General features: G+C 40.8%; 20 protein-coding genes. 12 read left to right on the top strand and 8 right to left on the bottom strand.

Annotation, left to right across the window (positions count from 1 at the left end; genetic code table 11):
- Window positions 1–86: 86 nt before the first annotated feature.
- The gene (locus EWE74_RS00835) at window positions 87–641 is read left to right on the top strand and encodes a hypothetical protein (RefSeq protein WP_130139650.1); all 555 of its coding nucleotides are present in this window, start codon (window positions 87–89) and stop codon (window positions 639–641) included.
- An 82-nt stretch (window positions 642–723) separates the two neighbouring features.
- Here the strand turns inward: EWE74_RS00835 and EWE74_RS00830 are convergent, their stop codons facing one another.
- Together EWE74_RS00830 and EWE74_RS00825 are read right to left on the bottom strand one after the other, a co-directional pair.
- Window positions 724–1,203, bottom strand: coding sequence for a DinB family protein (locus EWE74_RS00830; protein WP_130139649.1), 480 nt, complete (start codon window positions 1,201–1,203; stop codon window positions 724–726).
- A 72-nt stretch (window positions 1,204–1,275) separates the two neighbouring features.
- Window positions 1,276–4,020: a DEAD/DEAH box helicase family protein gene (locus tag EWE74_RS00825; RefSeq protein ID WP_130139648.1), complete on the bottom strand. Its 2,745-nt coding sequence runs from the start codon at window positions 4,018–4,020 to the stop codon at window positions 1,276–1,278.
- 249 nt (window positions 4,021–4,269) lie between these two features.
- Here EWE74_RS00825 and EWE74_RS00820 point away from each other — a divergent pair, with 249 nt between their 5' ends.
- Entirely contained in the window at window positions 4,270–5,424 is a 1,155-nt protein-coding gene (locus EWE74_RS00820) for a TlpA family protein disulfide reductase (protein ID WP_130139647.1), read from the top strand.
- Between the two features lie 47 nt (window positions 5,425–5,471).
- Here EWE74_RS00820 and EWE74_RS00815 read toward each other — a convergent pair whose 3' ends face one another.
- The gene (locus EWE74_RS00815) at window positions 5,472–8,009 is read right to left on the bottom strand and encodes a tetratricopeptide repeat protein (RefSeq protein ID WP_130139646.1); all 2,538 of its coding nucleotides are present in this window, start codon (window positions 8,007–8,009) and stop codon (window positions 5,472–5,474) included.
- Between the two features lie 239 nt (window positions 8,010–8,248).
- Here EWE74_RS00815 and EWE74_RS00810 point away from each other — a divergent pair, with 239 nt between their 5' ends.
- Window positions 8,249–9,334 (top strand): Gfo/Idh/MocA family protein, encoded by a 1,086-nt coding sequence (locus EWE74_RS00810; protein ID WP_130139645.1) that lies wholly within the window; start codon window positions 8,249–8,251, stop codon window positions 9,332–9,334.
- Between the two features lie 191 nt (window positions 9,335–9,525).
- Here EWE74_RS00810 and EWE74_RS00805 read toward each other — a convergent pair whose 3' ends face one another.
- Window positions 9,526–10,926, bottom strand: coding sequence for an RtcB family protein (locus EWE74_RS00805; protein ID WP_130139644.1), 1,401 nt, complete (start codon window positions 10,924–10,926; stop codon window positions 9,526–9,528).
- Between the two features lie 457 nt (window positions 10,927–11,383).
- On the opposite strand from EWE74_RS00805, the gene EWE74_RS00800 reads away from it, so the two are divergent.
- Entirely contained in the window at window positions 11,384–11,608 is a 225-nt protein-coding gene (locus EWE74_RS00800; RefSeq protein WP_130139643.1) for a VF530 family protein, read from the top strand.
- Window positions 11,609–11,648: 40 nt separating this feature from the next.
- Here EWE74_RS00800 and EWE74_RS00795 read toward each other — a convergent pair whose 3' ends face one another.
- Window positions 11,649–12,107 carry an SRPBCC family protein gene (locus EWE74_RS00795; RefSeq protein WP_130139642.1) on the bottom strand — a complete coding sequence of 153 codons (459 nt, stop codon included), beginning with the start codon at window positions 12,105–12,107 and terminating at the stop codon, window positions 11,649–11,651.
- 124 nt (window positions 12,108–12,231) lie between these two features.
- Between EWE74_RS00795 and EWE74_RS00790 the strand changes: the two genes are divergently transcribed.
- From EWE74_RS00790 to EWE74_RS00780, 3 genes are all read left to right on the top strand, one after another.
- Window positions 12,232–12,687, top strand: coding sequence for a DinB family protein (locus EWE74_RS00790; RefSeq protein ID WP_206365102.1), 456 nt, complete (start codon window positions 12,232–12,234; stop codon window positions 12,685–12,687).
- Between the two features lie 191 nt (window positions 12,688–12,878).
- Entirely contained in the window at window positions 12,879–14,372 is a 1,494-nt protein-coding gene (locus EWE74_RS00785; RefSeq protein WP_130139641.1) for a gluconokinase, read from the top strand.
- A gap of 18 nt (window positions 14,373–14,390) precedes the next feature.
- Window positions 14,391–15,710, top strand: coding sequence for a gluconate:H+ symporter (locus EWE74_RS00780; protein WP_130139640.1), 1,320 nt, complete (start codon window positions 14,391–14,393; stop codon window positions 15,708–15,710).
- 8 nt (window positions 15,711–15,718) lie between these two features.
- Here EWE74_RS00780 and EWE74_RS00775 read toward each other — a convergent pair whose 3' ends face one another.
- A complete protein-coding gene (locus tag EWE74_RS00775) occupies window positions 15,719–16,084 on the bottom strand; it encodes a winged helix-turn-helix transcriptional regulator (protein ID WP_130139639.1) in 366 nt (121 codons plus the stop codon).
- Between the two features lie 144 nt (window positions 16,085–16,228).
- Here EWE74_RS00775 and EWE74_RS00770 point away from each other — a divergent pair, with 144 nt between their 5' ends.
- The 5 genes from EWE74_RS00770 (at window position 16,229) to EWE74_RS00750 (ending at window position 23,007) form a co-directional block, all read left to right on the top strand.
- Window positions 16,229–16,909 carry a YceI family protein gene (locus tag EWE74_RS00770; RefSeq protein ID WP_130139638.1) on the top strand — a complete coding sequence of 227 codons (681 nt, stop codon included), beginning with the start codon at window positions 16,229–16,231 and terminating at the stop codon, window positions 16,907–16,909.
- 465 nt (window positions 16,910–17,374) lie between these two features.
- On the top strand, window positions 17,375–17,656 hold the full coding sequence (locus EWE74_RS21170) for a hypothetical protein (RefSeq protein ID WP_130139637.1): 282 nt from the start codon (window positions 17,375–17,377) through the stop codon (window positions 17,654–17,656).
- A 31-nt stretch (window positions 17,657–17,687) separates the two neighbouring features.
- On the top strand, window positions 17,688–19,238 hold the full coding sequence (locus tag EWE74_RS00760) for a PepSY-associated TM helix domain-containing protein (protein ID WP_165384607.1): 1,551 nt from the start codon (window positions 17,688–17,690) through the stop codon (window positions 19,236–19,238).
- Window positions 19,239–19,312: 74 nt separating this feature from the next.
- Window positions 19,313–21,712 carry a TonB-dependent receptor gene (locus EWE74_RS00755; protein ID WP_130139635.1) on the top strand — a complete coding sequence of 800 codons (2,400 nt, stop codon included), beginning with the start codon at window positions 19,313–19,315 and terminating at the stop codon, window positions 21,710–21,712.
- Between the two features lie 5 nt (window positions 21,713–21,717).
- Window positions 21,718–23,007 carry a hypothetical protein gene (locus EWE74_RS00750; RefSeq protein WP_130139634.1) on the top strand — a complete coding sequence of 430 codons (1,290 nt, stop codon included), beginning with the start codon at window positions 21,718–21,720 and terminating at the stop codon, window positions 23,005–23,007.
- A 171-nt stretch (window positions 23,008–23,178) separates the two neighbouring features.
- Here the strand turns inward: EWE74_RS00750 and EWE74_RS00745 are convergent, their stop codons facing one another.
- Together EWE74_RS00745 and EWE74_RS00740 are read right to left on the bottom strand one after the other, a co-directional pair.
- A complete protein-coding gene (locus tag EWE74_RS00745) occupies window positions 23,179–23,526 on the bottom strand; it encodes a hypothetical protein (protein WP_130139633.1) in 348 nt (115 codons plus the stop codon).
- Window positions 23,527–23,592: 66 nt separating this feature from the next.
- Complete coding sequence (locus tag EWE74_RS00740; protein WP_130139632.1) at window positions 23,593–24,336, bottom strand: hypothetical protein; 744 nt, start codon at window positions 24,334–24,336, stop codon at window positions 23,593–23,595.
- Window positions 24,337–24,438 lie beyond the last annotated feature (102 nt).

Here is a 24,438-nt window from a genome sequence, read left to right as displayed (position 1 = left end):
TAAGTCCCATAGTTAGATGTTTTTTGGACCGAAACAGTCATAATCCAATTTTTCAGTCTATCTTTATCTCGTTAATTGATCATATTATGAGCTTCGGTATTATTACGCTATTGGCAACTTTTGCGATTATGGGTTGGACTATTGGTCTGGCAAAAAAGAAAGGTGCACACTTCCAAGTTTTGGCAAATGGTGACAAAATGCTTAAAAACCATATTATTTTTGCGATCCTAGGTTATTTTTTGGGTATATTATTATTGTTCTTTATAGGAATCGGCTTCTATTTTGGCTGGGAAACGAAAGACAATGAAACGTGGAGTTCTTATATATTTCCTATAGTCGTATTACTAGCTATACTGTACGGCTTCATCCATCTCACCTTTTATTACTACAACCATCGGGTAATTTACAACGCCGAAATTATTACCTCCTACAATGCATGGGGAAAAACAAGTTGTATTAAATGGGAAGATCTAACAGATGCAGAATTCAACAAAAACATGCAACAGATTCGCCTCTATTCAAAACAAGGGGAACGGATTAAAATGAGTTGTTTCTTATATGGACTTAACGATTTCGAGCGGGAATTTGCAAGTCACCATCCGTACATGATACAGCGTATTCTAAACAGATCTTTATTCTGATCTCTGATAAAGAATAAAGAAGGATTCCAAGAAATACTGAAACCTATTGGATTTAAAACGAAAACTATAATTTAATTTAGCACTACTTTTCTAATCGCAGAAACTTAATGGTAATACCCAACTGTCCTAAATGATAAAGATCATGGTGGATAAGCCCCTCGATGAGATATTTAAAACTTTCATTATTACGATAGCGCTGATCAAGAAATGTATCGTCGTTTTCCTCTAAAATTTCAGTAAGCGTATACAAACTTTGGAAAAAATCGTTCTTTAAATTCTGCCATCCAACTTTCATTAACTCATCATTCGTCCGCCAGTTTTCAGGGCTATTTATTGTTAATTTGGCATCCAGATTTTTTAATTTCCGTATCGTTTCTAGCCTCCATATCAATACATGGGAAATGAGTTCAGCAACACTATGCAGTTCCGGCAAGGGTCTTTTGAAAACTTTATCTTCTGCGACGCTTCCGATCTTCTTTTCGAAATTTTCATCTAACCAATTTTCTTGCCCCTGTAAGTCCTGCAGCTGCAAAATAATATTTTGAATCATGATATAGCTCATGGAACTAAAGATAGGATTTTATAGGTAGTTCTCCTAGAGTCAACCGCGGGCAGCACAGAATACCATTCTTTCCTATTTCCATTTGCTAACGTGTTCTACCTGATCATCCAATTGGGATAGTAAAGATTTAACGCGGGATTTAACTAATACCTGCCGGCCAATGAGCGTACGTGTAAAAACTAATTCGCCCTGACCTACATAATTATTCCATTGTTTTTCAAAATATTCAGCTAACATTTTGTTTCGACCAAAAATTTCAGGTACAGCATGATAATCACGTTGATTTAAAAACGTCATGAATTTGCTTTTACGAATAATAATATAACGTGGATTATCTATCGGGCTAATAATCTCTTCCAGGGTATGAATGAAAATTGATTTTTCAAACGTTGATCCACCTTCTAAATGACAAAAGACAGCTCCATGTTCATCCATCGAAGATTCTACTATCAGCTTGGTGCGTTCCGTATGTACAGCGTTTGCTTCGATCAAACACATAAGCACAGCATCACCGATGTTTTTCATATCTTTAGCAATATCACGGTAACCAATATATACTCGAAGTGCTTTGAATGATCGATATCCAAAAATAAGGAAGCCAACAACGCCGATGATACTTAAAGCAATGTATGCATCATGAAAGGTTTTGATCCATCGTTGTGCCCGCAACACGATTTCTAAGACCGTTTCCATATATATCACTATACCGCTAGCTAATGTTCCTGTCAAATTGGCAATCGTTTTTTGCAAATGAACGGATTTTACAGCCTGGTATCCCCCCTCTTCATAAAAAGGAATCTTAATTTCTTCAACTAAGTTAATACCGGATTGAAGACCTTTTTCCCACCGCAGGCGTAAATCCTGCCGGTTACCGGCCAGCACCATATTTTGTTGATTATGGCTGGATATATCCGCTTGGCTTAACAGACCCTCGACGGTCATGATTCGTCTGATCCCATTTTCAATCACGATTGGTTCGTCGTTCGAAACACCGACAAAACTTCTAAAACGTCTCCGTAACAGTTGAAAATCGTCACCACCATTAGCGATTGTTTGGTCTATACAGGCTAAATGCCAGATATTTCCGGTTTTGGCTGGATTGCCGCTTTGTGTTCGAATAGCACGACCCCGCATCTGATTAGAGGACACAAACGAACCGACAAAACTTGCCAGAATGAGCGAGTTGATCGCTGGAGCATCCCAACCTTCTCCGAGAAGAGATTTTGTACCGATCAGGACTTCAATATCCCCACGTTGAAAAATTTGGGTGACAATATGAATAATATCGTGTTTTAACTGTTCATTTTGTTGAATGATCACGTAGCTGTCGTCGAAGGGAACCGGAGAAAAGGCAAGTTGCTGATGTCCATACCTCTTGGCTTTTTCCTCAAAAATAGCGAATGCTTGTTGTGGAATGATAATCAGTGATCCGGTCATAACTCCTAATTTCAGATTGCTAATCTGTTCTCTTCGAAGCATTTCAAAAATAGGGATAACCCCCATTTTCTTGATCTCAATCGTGTTGGTGAACGATTTGGGAAAATACTCCTTCCGGATATAATCCGACAAGATAACCATTCGAAGGCCCTTGTCTAGTTTTTCATATTCGAACGATACGATTTCTTTTATTCCTTGCAGTTTACTGATACTGGATGTTAAATGCGTGGTTACCCGTTTACTCTTACTAAAACTGACCCTTCTACCGGCAATCAAACCATTGCGACGGAGTCGGTTCTCTAAAGTAGTACGATGTTCTGTATAAGAATCGAAATATACTTTCTCCTTAAACAGATAGAATTCCAGCAGACGCGCCATCCATTCATAGTCCAAATGCGGAATATCGAATTCGCTTGCACCAATAATTTTTAGATGATCTTCGGAAATAGGGCGGCCGTTGCCATGCAGAAAGATGAGACTAGCTGAATACAAAGAGATATCCTCATAAATAACTTCTAAATGCTGCGTTGGGTTCAGCCAGAGGGGATGGGATTCGATAGCTGTAAGCAGCGTTTCATCTTGTCTGAGTTCATTAAAAAAGCGCTGGGCATTTTCTCTGAAGTGATGAATGATAATATTTTCCGCACTGGAAGGTGTAGTGAGATAGATATAATCCTGATGGGGGCATAAGTCCCCTTCCACCACGAGTTCAGGCACCGAAATCTCTGTATCAACGGGGCCGTTTAAGGTGATATAACGATGCCATTCCAAAGGAGTGACATCATAGGGAGGTGTGGCTGTTAATCCGACGATCACGGGATTTAACTTATCTTTTAAACGAATTAACGTTTGCCACCATTCATTCTTTAGATGATGTGCTTCGTCCACCACAATGGTCTTTACATCAACCTGTTTCAAGCCTCTAATAATTTGATTGATGTTACGGTTGTGGTTACGGCTGCGCCGAAGTACGGTGGTGGTTTTTTCCTCGGCTTCGTTGTCTTCGGCATCTATTTCATTTGCTGAAGCCTCTACATTATTGCAGGCACTATTATGGATGGCCTGATAAGTTACAACCGTTAAGAACTTAGGTCGTCGTATATCTCTGGAAATCCATTCTGGAACTTCGGCTGTTTGGAGAAATAATTCGCAAAACCGCTGGATCCATTGATTGCGAATCGCTAAGGTCGGAGCTAGAATTAAAGTGGGTTGGTTGATTCGGATAGCTACCTCTAGGCCTAACACTGTTTTTCCTGATCCCGGTGGAGCTACAATGTGAAGATGCCTGTCAGTAAGATGTGAACGCAGTTCATCAAGTACACGTTGCTGATATTTTCGCCAAGGATATTTGAATAGAATGTCTTGTGGAAACGAGGTCAATGTATATATTGTTAAGGATTTCGTGGTTGAAAATAGCAAATCCGAATGGAAGTATCAAGGGTGCAATGAATTGGAAAGCTATTTCCCATTCTCCTTTACCGATAATTTTCCGACAACCACCGAGGAATAACCTGCATCCCCCTAATTAATATTAGATAACCAAAGACAACGGTCTACTTTTAAAAATACAAGTGTTTGTATTTTAACTTTTTCAGTACTGTTTTTAATATCTTTTTATTTAAATCCTTAATGATGAAAATTTTAGTAATCACCTTATTTTCTATTTTGGCGATGGCTCCTTTTGGACGATCAAATGCGCAAATCACAGCGACAATAAAGGGACTCGGCAATGACACGGTTTATATTTGGAAATATCCTCTGGCAAATATCGAGGACATGCATAAAGACACATTGATAGCGAACAACAATATGTTCACCTATCCAGTATCCACCGAGCCCACAGCTTACGCGATAATTCCACGTAAAGCGGTATATAAAAGAAGTGATGGCAGTTTTTACGTTGCTCGAACAAAATTTATCGAACTTTTTAGCCGTCCAGATGAACAAATCACTATCGAAGGTGAACTCGAAGAGCGCTATCTTAATTATCAAACTTCGGGGAATGATGTTAGTCAAAAATTGGCGCAGTTCCGCACATCTTATAAAACCGCTACTATAGAAGCTGTTAAAATTGAGCTTAAAATGGATTCTATACGAGAAAATGGCGGAACCGAGGATCAAATCAACGAACTATTCCATACCAGACAGCAGTATTTTGGTAAAATTTCCCAAGCCAAAACAGATTATGTAAATGATAATTTTGATCAAGATTTGTCGGCATACCTTATTTCTAGATTTTCACTGGAGAAGTTTGCTACGTATTATCCGAAACTAACAGCAGACATTCGGAACGGAATATTCCGTGACGTCCTTGAAAACGCCTACAGAAACTATCAAAAATTTAGCGCTGTAAAATTAGCGGAGGAAAACTTGAACATAGGGAATGATGCACCGCATTTCGAATTAAAAGATAACAATGGCAAAGACGTCTCGCTGTCGGATTTCGAAGGAAAAATAATAGTTCTTGATTTTTGGGGAACGTGGTGTCCTCCGTGCCTAGCAGAAATTCCTAAATTGAAATCTTTTTATGAAGAAAACAAGAAAAATATAGTCTTAATAGGGATTGCATGTAATGAAAAAACGGAAGAGTGGAATGAAGCGATAAGAAACTACAGCCTGGAATGGACCCAATTAATAAATTCCGACAAAGATGATGTCGCGATAAGGTATGGTATCACTACATATCCTACGAAGATCGTGATTGATAAAAATTTGAAAATAGTTAAAAGATTTGTAGGTGCAACAGAAGATTTTTTCGCAGAAACACGGGATTTAATAAAATGAGATAGCCGTTGCCAAGTTGCTTGATAAGAGACATCGCTTTATATAAGTTACTTCATGTTCAATTTCTGTAAACGTTCTTTTGCTGAAGGAATGACATCATCATCTTCTTCATAATTTTCAATCACACTTTGCAATGTACTCTTCGCCTGCATATTATTACCTTTAACAGAATAGGTATCTGCAAGCAGGAGGAAACTCTTGGCCACCCAGTAATCTTGTTCCCCCATATTGTTAATCACATCAAAGGCTGTTTCCTGGGCTTTGTCGTATTCCTTGTTTTTATACTGCAATTGCCCCATGCGGTACCGTGCCTCTGCACCTACTGCCGTTTGGCTCTTGAGCGCCGCCAGATTCAGTTCCTTCATGGCAGGCGCCGCATTTCCTTCCCGCAACATGGCCCGCGCGCTGTACAAGTGCGCCTTGGCAATGTCTTCCTCAGATGATCGGTCATAATTCTTGATCAACTTCGCATACTTGGCCACCTGATCCAAATCACCGATTTCGAAATAACAAATCATCAGGTTAGTTACCGCGTAGTTATAGTTTTCTTTATATTCTGAAGTAAGCTCTAGTTTTTTGAGATGCACGATGGCTTCGTTGTATTCCTTCAAGTCTAGGTATAGCGCGGCCACTGTCAGTAAGGTACTCTCCGTATATTTGCTCGTCCAGTCATTCAGAATGATGTTCAGGTCGTGTAGCGCTTCTTTTGGATGCCCCGTACGGTACAAACTCACCCCACGGATATAACGCGCATGTTTTTCTTGTATGGGTTTCGGAAATTTATCAAAGTATGCATTGATCGCTTCCACAGCCCCTTCATATGCCCCTTTGGCAAACAAGGAGTGGGCTACTCCGAAAGTGAAGTTATCCTGCTCCGCGGCACTCAGATTACTGATATTGGTGCTGGTCGCGTAATGAATATAACTCGAAGCATCGCCTTGATCCAGGTAAATATTTTCGATGGAACGCAGCGCTTGTCTTGCTTCATCAGTTGTAGCGTGTTGTTCCACCACCTTCTGGAAGGAGGCCTTCGCCGCTTCGGTGTCACCTTTATTGTACTGGACAAGCCCAATGGTCATCAACGCCCGGGGAACATAGCTGCTTCGGGGATATTGTTCGATCATCCGCTGCAGCCCTTCAATGGCGGTATCGTAATCTCCCCTAGTGAAATACGTGTAAGGGACCTCAAAGGCCACGTCATCCGCATAGTTCGAACCGGGGAATCGCTCCACAACAGACCACAGTGTACTGAGCTTGGTTTCGTTGTCGCCCTGCAATCCATAGATAATACCGCGCTGGAACAACGCATAGTCCTGATTGGGAGCTTTACTGTTGATCAGTTGGTCATAGTATTTGTTGGCTCGGCCGTAATCGCGTATGGACAAATACGAATCACCCAGACGCGCAATCACGTCATGACGCACATTTTCGTCTATCGAATGTCCATCGGTCGCCAAAAAACGCTCAAAGTAATCAGCTGCCATGGCAAAACTATTATTGCGAAACGCCGCATATGCCAGACCATAGTTCGCATAATTGTAAACATTGGTGTTTCGCGCAGCGGGCAATCGAAGGAATCGGGAAAAGTTTTCTACCGCCTCCTTGTACTTACGTACTTCGTACATCGCCTCTGCTTTCCAATATGTGGCCAACGCCGCCATTTCCGCATCGATCGGGAATTTTTCTGATCTCATGAACATGGATATGCTATTTTCAAAAGCACGCTCGTTATAAAACTCTAATCCACGATAATACGTCGCTTTTTGATAGGTTACATCGGCTTCGTGGCTCCTTTTGTTTAACGATTCCAGCATACTTACTCCCGCATGAAAATTACTCGTACCCGACAAAACATCTACGGATAACGTTTCGGCACTCTCCTGTTTCTTGCCATCTCGATCACTAACCGTATATTTCTTCGCGATATAACCTTGGAGTACTTCTAGAGCAACTTGGACGGAGTCTAGTTCATGTAAGACTTTGGCGTAGTTATACAACGCTATCATTTTCAATTCCGGATCGAGATCCATTCGCGAGGCGTTAAGAAAAGCATTCCGCGCACGTTCTTTATCGCCAGTCTCTATAGCAATATTGCCCAAAGTAATTATTGCGCCCTGATAATAGGCATCCGATTTTTCCAAACTCTCCAAAATAGAGGTCGCTCTTGGGTACTCTCCTGCACGGTAGGCCAAATAACTAATTCGGTAATTGTCGATATTGTTGCGTGAGGCGTTGGGATTCCGTTTAAGAAGTTCATCATTGTAGGCTTGTTTGAAACCATTTCTTGAAAAATATGTAGCAGCAGCGATCTGCTGCAGCTGACGCTCAATCGCTTCCTTGTTGATGTCCATATCCGGGTTTCGGCGGACCTTTATGGCATCGGCCAGCATCGGTCGGTAATCACGTACAACATCGATGGAATCCATAAATGTAGTTTGTTTTTCCTGCCGTTCCTCACTAGGTTGTCGCGTGTCTTTCTGTTGTCTATCCCCTTCCTGCGCATACCCCATAATCAGCAAAGCTGAAAACACCCCGGTAAACAGGTATTTCCGGTAGTTATAGCCGATGCTTTCTTTCAATATCATTGTTCGTCCGTATTTCTGAATTTTTCCAAACGTTGCTTCGCCTAAGAGATAATATCGTAATTTCCTCCTAACTAGCTATAGTCAAAACTAAAGAATTCCATTCAATTATAGGAATCGTCAGCAAAAAATGGATACTAAAAGGTAATTTATACGCTAGTATATATCACGTTTCCGTCATTTAAAATTTGTTAAATTTACCCTCATTATGTTTTATCTTTGATCTGAATATTTTTGTAACCATGAAACCCATTTTATTAAACATCTTTTTGATTTTAATCAGCCATTTAGTTTTTGCTGAAGTTCCTTTACGGCTGGCCGTCGCTGGGTTAAGTCACGGACACGTAGACTGGATTTTTAACAGAAAAGACAAAAAGGATGTGGTTGTAATCGGCATTTATGAAACCAATCCCGAGTTGATTGATCATTATGCCAAACGATACCAGCTAGATAAAGCTCTTTTCTTTACGGATTTGGAGGAAATGTTGGATGAGCTAAAACCGGACGCTGTGTCGGCATTCGGCGCTATTAATGAACACATTGCTGTTGTACGTGCCTGCGCACCGCGAAAGATCCATGTGATGGTGGAAAAACCTTTGGCGACGACCGTAGCGGATGCCAAAGAGATAAAAGAGCTTGCCGAAAGATATAAGATACATGTTCTGACAAATTTTGAAACATCGTGGTACGAAAGCAATCAGCAGATCAAAGAAATGTTAGAAAAAGGTCAATTGGGGGAAATACGAAAAGTGATGGTGAATGACGGACATCAAGGGCCAAAGGAAATCGGGGTGAGCAAAGAATTCTTGGAGATACTGACCGATCCGGCAAAAAATGGAGCGGGCGCATTAGTGGATTTTGGATGCTATGGCGCCAACCTGATGACGTGGTTGATGAACGGCGAGCGACCTCTTTCGGTAACGGCCGCAGTACATCAAAATAAACCCAACATCTACAAAGAGGTGGACGATGAAGCGACCATCATTCTACAATATCCAAACGCGCAATGTCTGATTCAGGCCTCATGGAATTGGCCATTTTCTAGGAAGGACATGGAAGTATATGGCACCAAAGGTTATGCTATAGCACCTGATGCAACAACCTTACAACAACGCTTTTCGGGCAACAATAAAGAAGAAAAGAAGCAACTTCCTGTAAGAGCGGCTCCGTTTGATGATCCATTTTCTGTATTGGCCGCGGTAGTGAATGGATCGTTAGTATTGGACAAACTTGATCTTTATGAATTAACGATTAATTGCATCGTTGTCGAAATCCTCGATGCGGCCATGCAATCGGCAAAACAAAAACGAACTATATTCTTACAATAATACAAAAGCGCTTAATAATCCAAAAACACCAATTCTGACTTGCAATACAACAAAATATGGGACACGTTAGAAGAAAGTATTATCAACAATTAGTCAATATGGAGAATTGTATCAATAACTTGAATAGTCAACCCGACAGCATTCTGCCGGGCCTTTACCTGATGTAATTTGTATCATAATTTTCTTCATCATTACTCTTTATTCATTCTAACAATACGTGGATAGAATTTACCTTGGATATCAACCAGATCACGTTGTGCAATCATGACAGCGTCAATGTTTTTATATGCCAACGGATTTTCTTCAACCGTCCCCCCGATTAAAGTAACATCGGCATTGATAAGCATCTTTTTCATGGCGGATACTGTCATGCTATCTTTAGCCTTTTGCCTGCTCATAGCACGGCCTGCACCGTGCGATGCGGAATACAGGGCATCGTGGTTTCCTTTGCCGGACACGAGGTAAGCTGGTGTTGTCATGCTACCGGGAATAATGCCAAGCTCATTTTTATGGGCTGGTGTTGCGCCTTTACGGTGTATGATCACTTCTTTGCCATCGGACAATGTGTCTTTCCAAGCAAAGTTGTGATGGTTCTCCACTACACAGATTGCTTTTAGCCCTAAAGCTTTTAATAGGTTCGAATGGATACGGTCATGACAGGCTTTGGCATAATCGCCAGCCAATGTCATAGCAAGCCAATACTCCTTCCCTTCTTCGCTATTCATGTCCAGCCAAGCCAGTTGTTGTGCATGCCGGGGCAACTTGCAACTGTCCATAGCGAGTTTCGTATAGTGTTTAGCAATAGCCGCGCCTAAACCACGACTTCCCGAATGGGTTAATAATGCTAAGTACCTCCTGGCCGGTAATCCCAGGACATTATTGGCCAGCATCTCTATTTCACCAAACTCCACAAAGTGGTTGCCTTTTCCAGAGGTACCCAATTGCCTTACGGCTTTACCTCTTAAAGGTTTTAAAAAAGGTATCGCGTGGAACACCGGACTATCTAAAACTTCATGCTCCTGCCTGATGTCCAACCCGCCGTCCATTCCAAAATGGGTATGGTTTTTTAATGCCTGCTTGATTTGGTATGCAAACCTTTCTATAAAACTATCGCTTTCATCAATAATAGAAAGTGCCATGCGGCAGCCGATATCCATACCCACCGCATATGGGACAACAGCGTTATCCGTGGCCAACACACCTCCAATAGGTAAGCCAAATCCCATATGTGCATCCGCCATTAAAGCGCCTTGTATGCTTACCGGCAACAGGCTAGCAAATTCCATTTGTTTTTTAGCCGATGGTTCAATGCCCTTACCGCCATATGTTTTAAAAAATACCGGTTCATCACGTAACGTGTAAGCTTTAAACGATGCTCCTTCTACCTTACCAATTATTTTCTCGGCTATTTTACTTGTCAATTCATCATCCAGAAATGCTTCTGGATCATTCTTAATATCCACCAACAGCTCCAGTATTTGTTGCTTACTGTGGTGTTTGAAGTTTTTGGAGACTATCCCAATAACCAGACTTCGTAGCTGGTCATTATGATAACCTATCTTACTTAAATCTTTTGTTCTTAAATTGCCCATGTGGGGATGTATATTTAAACCCAGAAAAGCCTGATTCGGGCTGTATCTGGAAATGTTTGTAATTTTTGTTGAATTTGATTTTTGATTGCAATTCGTCCTTGTAGAAGGATATACCTTTAGGAGCGCGCAGCACCATCTAATGAAATTTCAGGCAGGCAAACATTGCATAAGTTAATTACACAACTGCTTAATTATAAAAAACGGGGTTTGACTGCCTTATTAGGCAATGAGCGAAAGGGACGATATGTAAATTTGATCTGTCATGATTCCTTGATATTAAAAAGTAAATAAATCAAGAATGAGCGCAAAGATAGGGAATAATTTAAATATGCAAAAAATGGAATCGCTCGGGACCGAGAACTTGCCACCGAACAAGCCGTTGGAATTGAGTGGAACCGACATCTGAATTTCTATAGGGATGCTGTTTACAAACCATTATTTTTCATAACTTTATTGCATGGAAAAACAACCAAACAACCCTTTACATGGCAAGCGGCTCGATACGATTATCGAAGAACTGTTAACGTACTATGGCGGTTGGAAAGCGCTGAGCCAAGAGATACGGATTAATTGTTTCGTTGACAATCCGAGTCTAAAATCATCGTTGACTTTTTTAAGAAAAACACCTTGGGCTCGTAAGAAAGTTGAGGATCTATACCTCGCAACTTTTCCGGAGCAATAGTGCCAGGAAGGCGTGGCGGTTAACCCCACGATCACTGAATTTACTTTTCAGCAATTTCTTTTAACTTATTCAAAGCATTTGGATAAGTGTTGTTGAAATAATCGAGATATTCGTCTGTCATATCCATATCTACTGTCACGGTTGTAATGCCATTGCTCTCTCGAAAGCCGTAATTTTCATGTCCACCTGCCCATTTTTCCACTTGCTCACCCGTAGTTACTTCGGTATCACCATCCAAAAAGCCATAGTGACGAATCGAAACAAACTCAGCGGGTCTGTGTTCTACGATTTCCGAAACCATTCCACCTTTTTTTCCCTTTTCGTCTGTGCCGACGAAATGGATTTTACTTCCTTTATCCCAACTTCCTTCATATGTAGAAGTCGGATTAAATGCCGACGTCCAGTGTTCGTAGGTCGACTTATCATTTAAACCCAACATCGCTTCATATACTTTTTGAGCCGATGCGTTAATTTCTTTTGTGAATTGCAGTTTTTTCATCGCTTTATGTTTTTAGTTATTAACCTATTTTTCTGATCAATTATCTATTTACAAGTATATAAAGATTTCTCTTACTTAAAATTGCCCCAAGACAAGAATATAAGTATATTTATAATCCATCTACATGGATAAAACAATGGTACAATTCTTCAAGGAACTCTTCGATTATAATCTCGAATGCAACCAAATATTGGCGCACGCGATAGTCTCTCAACAAGAGAAACTATCCGAAAATGTCATCAACTTATATAGTCACATACTCAACGCGCATCAGATCTGGAACAACAGGATTGATCCGAAAGCAAAGACTTTCAGTGTATGGCAGATCCACAACACGGCTGAGTTCATAAACCTGAATCTAACGAACTATAGGCATTCGATAGATATTATAGAGAGCTTCGATCTCGACCAAATTGTAAATTATAAAATAAGTACAGGAGGGGATTTTACATCTCCTATTAGGAGCATTATTTTCCATGTCATAAACCATTCTACTTATCACCGCGCACAGATTGCGACGGAGTTCAGGCTGAGTAACCTGAATCCTTTAATAACAGACTATATTATGTTCAAGAGATAGTTTGATTTCGTACACGAACCGAATGAAATCACTATAAAGGCAGCCCTTCTCCTATTACAGGACACGCAGGAACATGGCAAAAGGTTACAGCGTGTCCAAGAAAACTTTATTGTTAAAAAGAAACAAAAACTGGTTATAAATGACGCACATCTTCGTACCTTGTAATCGGCTTTTCTAAGAATAAATAAAATATGATCATTGGTTTAGATATCGGTACATCCTCTACAAAAGCAATAGCGTTTGACCACGGGGGTACAATCATTACACAATATAACGTAACATATCCTATTTTATCTCCACAAACTGGTTATTATGAGCAAGATCCGATGCAAATTTACGAGGCTTGTGTCCGCTCAGTTTCGGAAGTTATGGATGCTATAAAAAATTGTAAACAGGAACATCGCTTAGAAGGTATAGCTGTAAGCAGTGCTATGCATGGGCTTATCGCCATGGATGAGAAAGGGAATCATCTTACCAATTGTATTATTTGGGCAGACACACGTAGCCAAGATATTGCAGATAACTTAAAAGGAACACCCGCAGGCCAAAACCTATTCCGACAAACAGGTACGCCCATACATCCAATGTCTCCATTATGCAAACTAATTTGGATGAATAAGCATATGCCAACTGTCTTTAACGAAACCCACAAGTTTATTGGCATAAAAGAATACCTATTTTTCCAACTGTTCCATGCATATGTCATAGATTATTCTATCGCTTCCGCTACGGGTCTATTAGATATCCATACGCTGCATTGGAGTAAACTGGCGCTTGCAGAGGTTGGAATAACAGATAAACACCTATCCTCATTAGTCTCTGTTGATTATGTAATGAAAGTAGAGGATGAAGTGATAGCGCAGCGGTGGAAAATTCCCGTAGGCACACCTTTTGTGATTGGTGCTAGCGACGGGTGCCTCGCCAATTTGGGCGTGGGCGCGACCAAGCCCGGCGTAGCCTCCCTGACAGTAGGAACCAGTGGCGCTATACGGGTAATGACGGATCGCTCCAATACGGACGCTAAAGAACGTGTTTTCAGTTATATCCTTCGTCCCGGTGAATTTGTGGTAGGTGGTGCTATCAATAATGCAGGAGTTGTCCGAAACTGGTTTAAAGATCAGTTTATGTCCGAACTTTCGCAGTCATCGTTAGGTACGGATTCCTCCGCTTTATTTGATAACGAAATCAGATCCGTCCCTCCTGGTTCGGACGGATTAATCTTTCTACCTTATCTTACGGGGGAACGTGCCCCATATTGGGATGCAAAAGCAAAAGGTCTTTATTTTGGAATCCAGCTTCAGCATCGTAGAGCACACTTTGCGCGTGCGATGATTGAAGGGATGCTATTTGCGTTGTATAACGTTGGAATCGCACTGGAAGAAACAACACAACCGATAGAAACTATTTATGCAAGTGGTGGCCTAGCACGTTCCGTGCTCTGGGTTCAAATGCTGGCCGACGTATTTAACAAACCCGTATTTGTAAAAGAAAATGTAGAAAGTTCGGCATGGGGAGCGGCTATCGTAGGAATGGAAGCACTTGGTATAAATGGTGCATACCTATCGCCCAATACAATTGACACGTACAGTACACGATATCTTCCGGATGAGAATAACCATCGCATTTATATGGAGAACTTTCAGAAATTTGAACGTCTCTACCTTAAGTTGAAAGAAGAATTTTAAACATCTAATAATTGTATTATGCCTTTGATGATTGTTTTTGCTGGAATCATTTTACTATTACTATTAATAACGGTCGTAAAGCTTAATTCGATAATTTCGTTACTGCTTACGTCGATGGCAGTTGGTTTCGCTATGGGAATGGACGGGACATCCATTATGAAGTCTGTAGAAGTTGGCGTGAGTAGCACAATGGGCCAGTTGGCGCTAATACTTGCCTTCGGCGCAATTTTAGGAAGGCTGCTTGCTGATGGCGGAGCAGCACAGAAGATAACCGATGTTTTGACGAGGGTGTTTGGCGTCCGAAATCTCCCGTGGGCGATGGTATTAACGGGATTCCTCGTGGGAATTCCTCTCTTTTATAATGTAGGCTTTATCGTGTTGGTTCCATTTGTTTTTATGGTATGTCGGTCGAACAAACTTCCTTTGCTTTACGTGGGTATCCCCTTACTTGCAGCACTTTCTGTCACGCACGGCTACCTGCCACCACACCCTGGGGCAACAGCTATTGCGATCATATTTCAGGCAGATATTGGGTTAACAATGATCTATGGAATGATTGTCGCGGTACCGGCTATTATTATAAGTGGTCCACTTTTTGGACACTTCTTGAAATCTATACCCACCAATCCACCCGAAGAATTATTTGCTCCTAAATCCAGAATTCAGACTACTTCACCTGGATTTGCTGTAAGTATTTTCACCGGACTATTTCCCGTATTTCTCATCGCATTGGGATCATTTGGATCGCTGTTTCTACCCGAAAATTCCCGTATCTTAAAGGTCATACAATTCCTAGGGGATCCCGTATTTGCATTACTTTTAGCGGCTCTATTGGCTATGTATACGATGGGCATAAGACAGGGCAAGAGTTTGAAACAGCAGGCCGAGAGCATTGAAGATGCTCTACGGGGTGTGACGATGATACTATTTATTATTGGAGCATCTGGTGTGTTTAAGCAGGTGCTTGTGGACAGTGGCCTAGCGCTATATATCACTGAAATTACCGCTGACCTTACGCTGTCACCATTGGTTTTGGCCTGGGCAATTGCCGCTATTATACGGCTAGCTATTGGATCGGCTACTGTGGCGGGGCTTACGACAGCCGGAATTATGCTACCCATCCTCGAGTCTTCCCACAGCAGCCCCGAACTCATGGTGCTGGCAACTGGTGCAGGGAGCCTCATGTTTTCGCATGTAAATGATACCGGTTTCTGGATGTTTAAAGAATACTTTGGTTTATCGATGCGGAATACTTTCCTATCGTGGTCTATTATGGAAACATTGGTTTCTGTTATTGGCTTATTTGGCGTTTTACTCTTGAACTGGTTTGTCGGCTAGGTGTTGATTTATTCGGTCTTGCCGTGCAACCTATTTCTATAGAAAACACCCCAATTTGCAATTTCATCGATGATCGGTTCCATCGTTTTTCCATATTCCGTAACTTCGTATTCGACCGTTATGGGCTTTGTGTCAACGACAGTCCTCGTTACAAGCTGGTTCATTTCTAAATCTTGCAATTCTTTGGACAGCATTTTGGCGGCAATACCATCAATCTCTCGTAAAAGATCCATAAATCGCATTTTTCCACCTTGCAAAAGCGTTCCGAGGATATGAATTTTCCATTTACCCGATAGGACTTGCATCGTGTCTGTTATCGCCGTTATTCTAACCTTACATTCTAACGATTTCTTAACCGCTTTCCTCTTTATCATACTGGAGTTTTTTTCAAAAATAAACAAACGAATTTTAGTTACCAATTGGAAACTAGTTTCCAATTGGTAACTAATGCATTTTTTAAACCGACCTTATATTACCTTTGCAGCGCTATTCAGACATCAATAACAGTTAAATAAAAAATGAAAAAACTATCAGCTTTAACAATCGTTGCCGCATTAGCATTGGCGGCTTGTGGAGGTAACTCCAATGGAGACAAAGTACAGACATCAACAGCACAAGAAGTTGCAACGGAAAAAGGTACCGTATTTTATCTTGATCGTGCAAACAGCTCCATAAAATGGAAAGCGTACCATAAAGGTGGTTTTGATCCGCGATTTGGAATATTGGAGAGCGAGGGAAGCCTGACCTTGGAAAATGATACGATTGCGAGTGGTAAATTCACCATCGACATGAATTCGTTGCGTACGGATGAAGATGCTGTAGATGTGGCGAAAACGGGCGGAAAGACGTCTGCAGATTTAGATGGACATTTAAAAAACGAAGATTTTTTCGAAGTTGAAAAATATCCCACATCGAAATTGGAAATCACGTCTGTAAGATCTTTTGATCCTGCAAAAGACAAAAGTGTATTAGCGGATGCAACAAACGTTATTAGTGGTAATCTTACCATTAAGGAAAAAACAGTAAATATATCTTTCCCAGCTAAAGTATCCATCAGTGAAAACGAGGTGAATGTACAATCGAAATTCAGCATTAATAGACAGGATTGGGGTCTTACTTACGGAACAGATGGTGACCCTAAGGATTGGATGATTTCACAAGAGGTTGACTTAGAATTTGATATCACCGCTAAAAAATAAATACAGCTCTTCACAACTAAGCAAAAATTCTTAGCGGTGAAAATAGGAGAGGCAAACATGTTACGACGTGTTTGCCTCTTTTTTGTTTTATAAACTTGAGTTGTTTATGTTGTAATATTATTTATATTTGTTCTAAATTACATCAAATGCCTTTTTTATTTGCTATTATAGGTTGCTTTTTCTTGTACAGAACTTCAAAATATTTTCCTGCTGGAATCATTTTGTTAAAAAGACCAATTCGGCCTCAAAATAGGTATCTCAAAATCATTGGCTCGTTTTTTCTGCTAGCATCTGCGGTATTATCTACCATAGTATATGGTCTGGGAACAGGGCTTTTCATTTTTTTTGCCGCCGTCATGTTTAATTTTTGTTTTATGATGATCGTACTCCCCTTAAACAGAAAATGGGTATATCTAGTGGCGGGAATTTGCATGGCATTAATTGTATTCGAAAATATTCTTTGATATGCCGGCGGACAAAAAGCATCTTTCAAGTACAGGACAGAGAATATTGAAAATTACTGCCGGCATTTTGGGTGGATATTTTGTCTCCGTACTCTTGCATAATGCCATAGGATCAATCTTAGAAGACAAAGATGGTTTGATTGTAACCTCTGCCTTTACGTCGTTTTTAGTCTGGTCGTTTCTTCTAGTAATTGCCTTTCTCGCCAAAAACGGTTGGAAGGTATGGGCGGTCTATATGCTGCTTATCTTGATTTTCATAGGTATAATCTTTTTAAATAAATAGGCGTATGCGATTAAAACCTTTAAAACCGAGGATGTATAACGCAATATTCCACGCACATACCGTTTCGGGTATCGTGATCAGTTTTGCATTATATGTTATTTTTTTTGCAGGAGCGATTTCCTTATTTATGAATGAATTATACCGTTGGGAAAATCCAGAGGCGAGATTCGAAAGTATCAACCCCGAGATAGTTGATTATGACCAGATAACCTCTATTGTCCAACAACAAGTAGAAGGGTTTGATATCACTTCGCAATTCGGGATGATGCCGCCAACAAAAACCAATCCGTTGATGCTGTTTTACGGAACCATCAAGCATTCGGACGGAAAAAAGGAACGTTTTTCAACGTACATCAATCCGACAACACACGAAATAACGCCGCCCAACAAGCCTAAAACGCATATGGCCCATACCCTTTATGAACTACATTACTTCGGCCAGATTCCAATTGTCGGAGGTTACTTATCGGGATTGGTGGCTTTCTTTTTTATTTTTGCCATTATTACGGGGTTGCTTATCCACTGGAAAAACATGGTAAGCAAGTTCTATAGTTTTACGAGCAAAGGCAAATGGAAGCAAATCTGGACAAACAGCCATATTTCCTTGGGTTTTATAACGTTGCCGTTTCAATTGATTTACGCTGTGACTGGTGCTTTACTCTGCCTATCTATATTTCTCCTCGCACCAAGTGCTTTTTTGATGTTCGGTGGAGACACCAGCCAGGTGCTGAAAGCTGTAAACCCCGAGGCGGGTTACAGACATGATCAAAATGCTAAAACACTGCACGACTACACTTCCTTAAATAGTATATACGCAAAGGTAAAAGCAGCAAATCCCGAAACCGACATCACGTATTTATATACTACAAATTATACAAAGGAAGATGGTACTATCAGTGTGAGGACTGATGATCGCATTGGCATCGCGGGCGATGGACTATTTATTTATAGTGGTCAAGATGGCAGATTACTGCAATCTGTAGATCCGGAAGAAAAAACGTATACCTCTGCTGCATTTCGCGTTTTAGTAAAATTGCATTACGCTAATTTTGGAGGACCGCTAATGAAAATAATCTATTTCTTTCTTTCCATGGTCACCTGCTACGTTATTATCAGCGGTGTCATGATCTGGCAAACAGCACGGGACAACGATCGCTATACCGCCAAACAGAAAAAATTCCATCACCGTATTACGAAGTTTTATCTGGCAATTACCTTATCGATGTTTCCTGCATTAGCACTTATTTTTCTAGCTAATATTTCCGTACCAATGGACATGCCCAACAGAGCGGAATTAATCAATACGATATTTTTCCTAGGATGGCTCCTGCTTACCATTTTAGGATTATTTTGGAACGAGTATCGACAACTGAACCGGAACTTCATCTTAATCGGCTGTATTTTAGGGCTATTGGTGCCAATTGCTAATGGTGTATTTACAGGTGACTGGCTATGGAAAACGCTCCTATCAGGACAGTATTATGTATATGCTGTAGACGCTATCTGGCTGATTATCGGTCTATTTGGCATACTTATCTATAAAAAATATTTGTCAAAGCAGTCCTCGAAAGTTATAGCATAATTTTTAGTTTTTTTTGTTTATTTAGAATAAATCTAAAAAAAGACATACTTTTGTAACATTAATGCAATGTTGACGTGAAAAGACTATTATTATCCTTATTACTTATACCGATTACACTTTTTGGACAAGATAACTTTACCATTAAGGGAAAAATTAGTGCTCAAAACGGTAATCCGCTTGCTTTGATCAGTGTTAAATTAGAGACAGGAGGTAAATCCACCCAAACGAATGACAATGGTGTTTTTGAATTTAAGAATGTCAACGCCGGAACGTATGTTGTCAGCATCAGTGGCGTAGGATTTAAAAGCACTAGATCAAAGATCAATGTCGACGATAATTTAGACCTCGCTTTCACGCTCCAAGAGAGTTCACAAGCCATACAGGATGTCAACATTATCGGTAAAAGCAAAGCGATGCAACTGAGCGAGAACGCGATGAACATCAATTCATTAGATATAAGCAAAGTGACCGACCTTTCTCTTGGTGCGGAAGAAGTGCTGAGAGCGTCGACAGGAGTTGTAGTCCGGCAAAGCGGGGGGGTGGGTAGCGAACTAAACATTAATCTCAACGGCCTGACAGGTGAAGCTGTCCGTATCTATTACGATGGTATCCCCATGGAAGTATATGGCAATGCCCTCCAGTTGAATACTATTCCCGTTGATGCACTGCAACGCATAGACGTGTATAAAGGCGTCATGCCCGTTGACGTCGGAACAGACGCATTGGGTGGCGGCATCAATCTGATCCCCGTTGAACCGACCGAATCACAGCTACGTACCTCCTATTCCGCAGGTTCATTTAATACCCATCGATTGACACTAAACGGCAACAAAAACTGGAACGATAAAACATCGCTCTCTATTTCATCTTTCTATAATTATTCCGACAATGATTACACCATGCGAAACATTCGCAATAATATCGAGCGTTTTGATGCAAACGGTGATTTCTTAAATATAGAAAGAGAGTATATTGATGCCAGGCGCTTTCATGATCAGCATGCTTCGTCATTCGTCGAAGCGGCACTCAGTCTGAAAAATAGACGTTGGACCGATAAATTGGTACTCTCTTTTTCGCATTCTTACCGATTTGATGAAATCCAGCAAGGAAAATTTATTGACGGTATAGCCGTGGGTGAGGCAAAAGGCAAAGTAAATGGTATTACCCAACGCGTGGATTACCGTAAGAAATTTATGGATGACAAACTGAGCTTGCGATACTTCGGGATACTGTCAAATGCCTTTTCAAAAGTTAACGACAGTACGAAATTTGTCTACAATTGGACCGGTGCACCGTTTAAACGTTACAACGATACTGGTTCTGAAATTTTTTCTTCTCCAACGGCCAGAGATGCGCACGATTTGGGTACCGCTCATCGTCTTATTGCGAATTACCAAGTCAGTCCAAATACCACACTTAAGTTTTCAGATTTTTTTAGCTATACACGTATAAAAGGAGAAGACCCTTTCGGTATACGACTTTCCATAGACGGACAGCTACTTGACCCAAATTCTATTCCTTCAAAAATACATAGGAATATCGTGGGAGCTGAATTGGAGCAACTTTTTTTTGAGAAGAAACTTACCGCTATTGGGTTCTATAAAAACTATAAATATGTCGGAGAATCTATTGACCTGCGAACATCATCAGCGACCATACTTCCTATTCGGAAAATTAACGATACACAAAATGGCTATGGTACAGCATTAAAGTACAGCATTTTGCCGTCATTATTTGTTAGGGGTAGTGTGGAAAAGGCCGTGCGAATACCCACCGAACCCGAGATTTTTGGCGATTTTTTGGTCATCCTACCTAATTATGAGTTAAAGCCCGAAACAAGCGACAATATCAATGCAGGTATTTCATTTAGTGACCATTTGGGTGAAGAAGCTTATCTATCCATTAAGATTGATGGATTCTTACGCAATCAAAAGAACCTGATCAGAATAGAGCGGGTAGGCATTGAAAACGCGAGATATATCAATCAGGCTGAAGTAGATGGAAAAGGTGTGGAATTCTCGTCTAGATTAACGTTTTTGAAAAGTTTAGATATCTCGGCGAACCTCACTTACCAAAGCAATAAGATAGCGAAAGTAGGCAAAGCTGCTGATAATGCCTCGATCGGCCGACAGGTTCCCAATATTCCCAATTTTTATTATAACATAGGTGTTGACTATAAAATCGAAGATGTGTTTCGATCGCAAAACAATCTTCGGTTATTCTGGACCTACTTCTATACCGATAGATTCAGCATCAACGAAGTAGGTAATTTGGATACGGCAAGTCCCGAATATATTGTTCCGGTACAACATCTGCACAATGCGGGCGCAACGTACTCCTTGGTAAATCGCGGATTGAGCTTCTCGTTCAATGTCCAAAATGCGCTGAATGCTGAAATATTTGACAACTTCAGGATTCCTCGTCCAGGATTTAACTGTGCTTTTAAAATAAACTATACCCTCATATACAAATAGACAACATGGATGCAATAAACAAAAAATCAAGATGGATTAAATGGAATATGGTTGCCCTAGCTCTAGTGGCGACTTGCAATGTGGCCTGCGACAAAGATAATGACACAGATAACGGAACTACCGAAATCAAAACATCGGGGTTCGTCATCAATGGTCTGACCAGCAGTGAGACAGCTACCGTGAAATATGTTGCCGAACTGCCCGCAGATGGTGGAACGATCAATATAGCCGACGGACAAGATTTCGTCCGGTTTTGGGCGACCTCGGTTTATGATCATGCCTTATATATCCAAAGTCCGGATGGTACGGCTGGCTTTTCCAAAATGGTGGTCAATGCAGACGGCCGGATTGTTGAAGAAGGGATTATTCCCACAATCAACAATACCTCGGCACAACTCATGATTAAAGATTCGGAAACGGGTGTTTTTCAGGACCGTGCTGTCCAAGGGAAAATTTCTGTATTCAACCCAAAGACGATGCAAGTCACTCGAACAATTGATTTGACCGAAGGTCCTGTTCCTGGCAACATTGTACACCGTTACCAAAGTTTTTACTTTAGAGGCAATGATATTTTTGCCGTCATAAGGGGTCTTACTGGAGAAGATTTCAATACGATCGTCGTGCATCAGGGAGATATCAATACAGGGAAGTACATCGGCTGGACAGAACGCATTGGCGATGGTTCAAGCCCGATTGATTACTATGAACCTTTTGGCCAACAATCGATCGACGAGCACGGAAACCTGTATATCGTTGATGCGGGAAACATCGGAGGGACAGGTCTACCTGCACGTGTCAGTAAAATCGCGGCCGGCAGCAATAGTATAGACGCTGACTACAAGTTTGAACCGGCAAAAATCTTAAACCCAGCAAATGTGTTCTTGCCTTGTATCTATAAATTTGCAACGATCGGTAACGGTAAGGCTGTCTGTGTTGTGAATAGTGAAACGCCACAAGAGGCTATTGCTATAGTACAGGCTGCGGGGGGTATTGCCAACCTAACAAGAGAGCAGATCAACGAAATTTTTTATATTCTTGCCACCGCTGCTTCCGCACAATGGTGTATCTTGGATCTGAATGCACAAACGGTTACACCAATCGGCGGGATGCCTAAAGTTGGGATCTTTGTCAATGGTACGACATTTACACACAACGGCAACATTTATCTTCCGACTGTAACGGAAACGGAGACGGCTTATTACAGGCTAAATGCAAGTTCCGGAACAGCAGTAAAGGCTTTCAACATTACCGGTGCTACGCTGAATGGTATGTATAATATTGCTAATAATAACTAAAGACAATTTCTACTCCAAATCTATTGCAGAACGCAATATAAAATTGTAAACATATTTTAGACGTATTCAAATAAGCACAAAGTCGGGCAAAAGCCCGATTTTGCTTATCGATGTCATATCCAATACATCAACGATACTGACCAACGGATGTAAAAGCTCCGGTAAGTCAATTTATCTGTTATCAAATACTTCGGCATTATGTTGATGGAAATATTCTATCGCATAATCCTGATATCGCTGTGGCAATTTTTTGAAGTCTTTCAAATCATATTCTCCTGTTTCGTAAGACCATGTCTGCCGGCGCTCCCCATCTATATCCACGTGGTGTTCTATATGTACCCACTGAGTTTGTGTTCCAGACTCTTCTCCTTCTACTATCTCCAAAGTCTCCATTTTCAAAAAATGTATACCCTGCTTATCGGTCCAAGTCAGTAAATCTGCGGATGAATCGTCCTTCACCAAATTGACAAAAGCCGGCAATCTATCCTGTCCATTGCTCTTTAGAATGCAAAAAACCAAAAGAAGGACTGATAAAAGGTATTTAGTATTTACATACCATAGTTGTTGTTTTTGGAGATTTATATTTTAATGATCGTCAGGAATCTGACTTAATAATTCGTGATACATTTTTTCGAATGTCTCCCAATCCTTTATATCGCTACCCTCGGTAATATACCATAAAAGTGTCTGGACCTTAGTCTGCTCGAAAAGATACTCATCACGAAAGTTATTTGTATCCTCATCCCAATAATCGATCGCATCTATTTTCTTACCATTCAAGTCGTTTATCAAACGCAAAATAAGTTTACTATTCGTGATTGGACCTAACGTATAGGAAGCATCGGCATCTGAAGCAGAACGACTACTATTTCCACAATAAGTATACAGAGCGACACGCACTGTTTTACGTGGAGGAATACGAATACTCTCCTCACGCAAGACTACACCGTGCTGATAATCGTCTGTCTCTGACAAAAACACGAGGCCTGCAGGAAAACTAATACTTATCTCGCTGTCGGTATCGTTACGCAATTCAAAACAAACAGACACAAGTAGACCACTACCTATTCTAAAAGTCGGATTATCACAAACGCCACCTGTAATAGCGTTTACTATACTAATACCCTCAGGAAGTTTGAACAGAGAACCGTGAGGTGTCCCCCCAATATCTCCAAACCCGGGTAAATTGCCGATCTCGTCCGCCAAATCTGCAGGAGTATCTTCGTCGTCTTTGCTACAAGAAATTAAACATATACTCAGCACTGCCATGGTGAACACGTATGCAAGCGCACGCAGGATACTTTTCAATTGTAAAGATTTGATATTCATATCTGTGATTTATTTTCTTTATAACTATCGATTTATGGAATTACTACAACTACGAATATAAATATTCATATCAATAATACACACAATTGTTCGCAAATAAGA

This window comes from Sphingobacterium corticibacterium (assembly GCF_004208525.1).
In the GTDB taxonomy this organism is placed as follows: Bacteria; Bacteroidota; Bacteroidia; order Sphingobacteriales; family Sphingobacteriaceae; genus Sphingobacterium; species Sphingobacterium corticibacterium.
The sequence above is the reverse complement of the archived record's forward strand: the minus strand, read 5'-3'. Positions and strand labels throughout refer to the sequence as shown.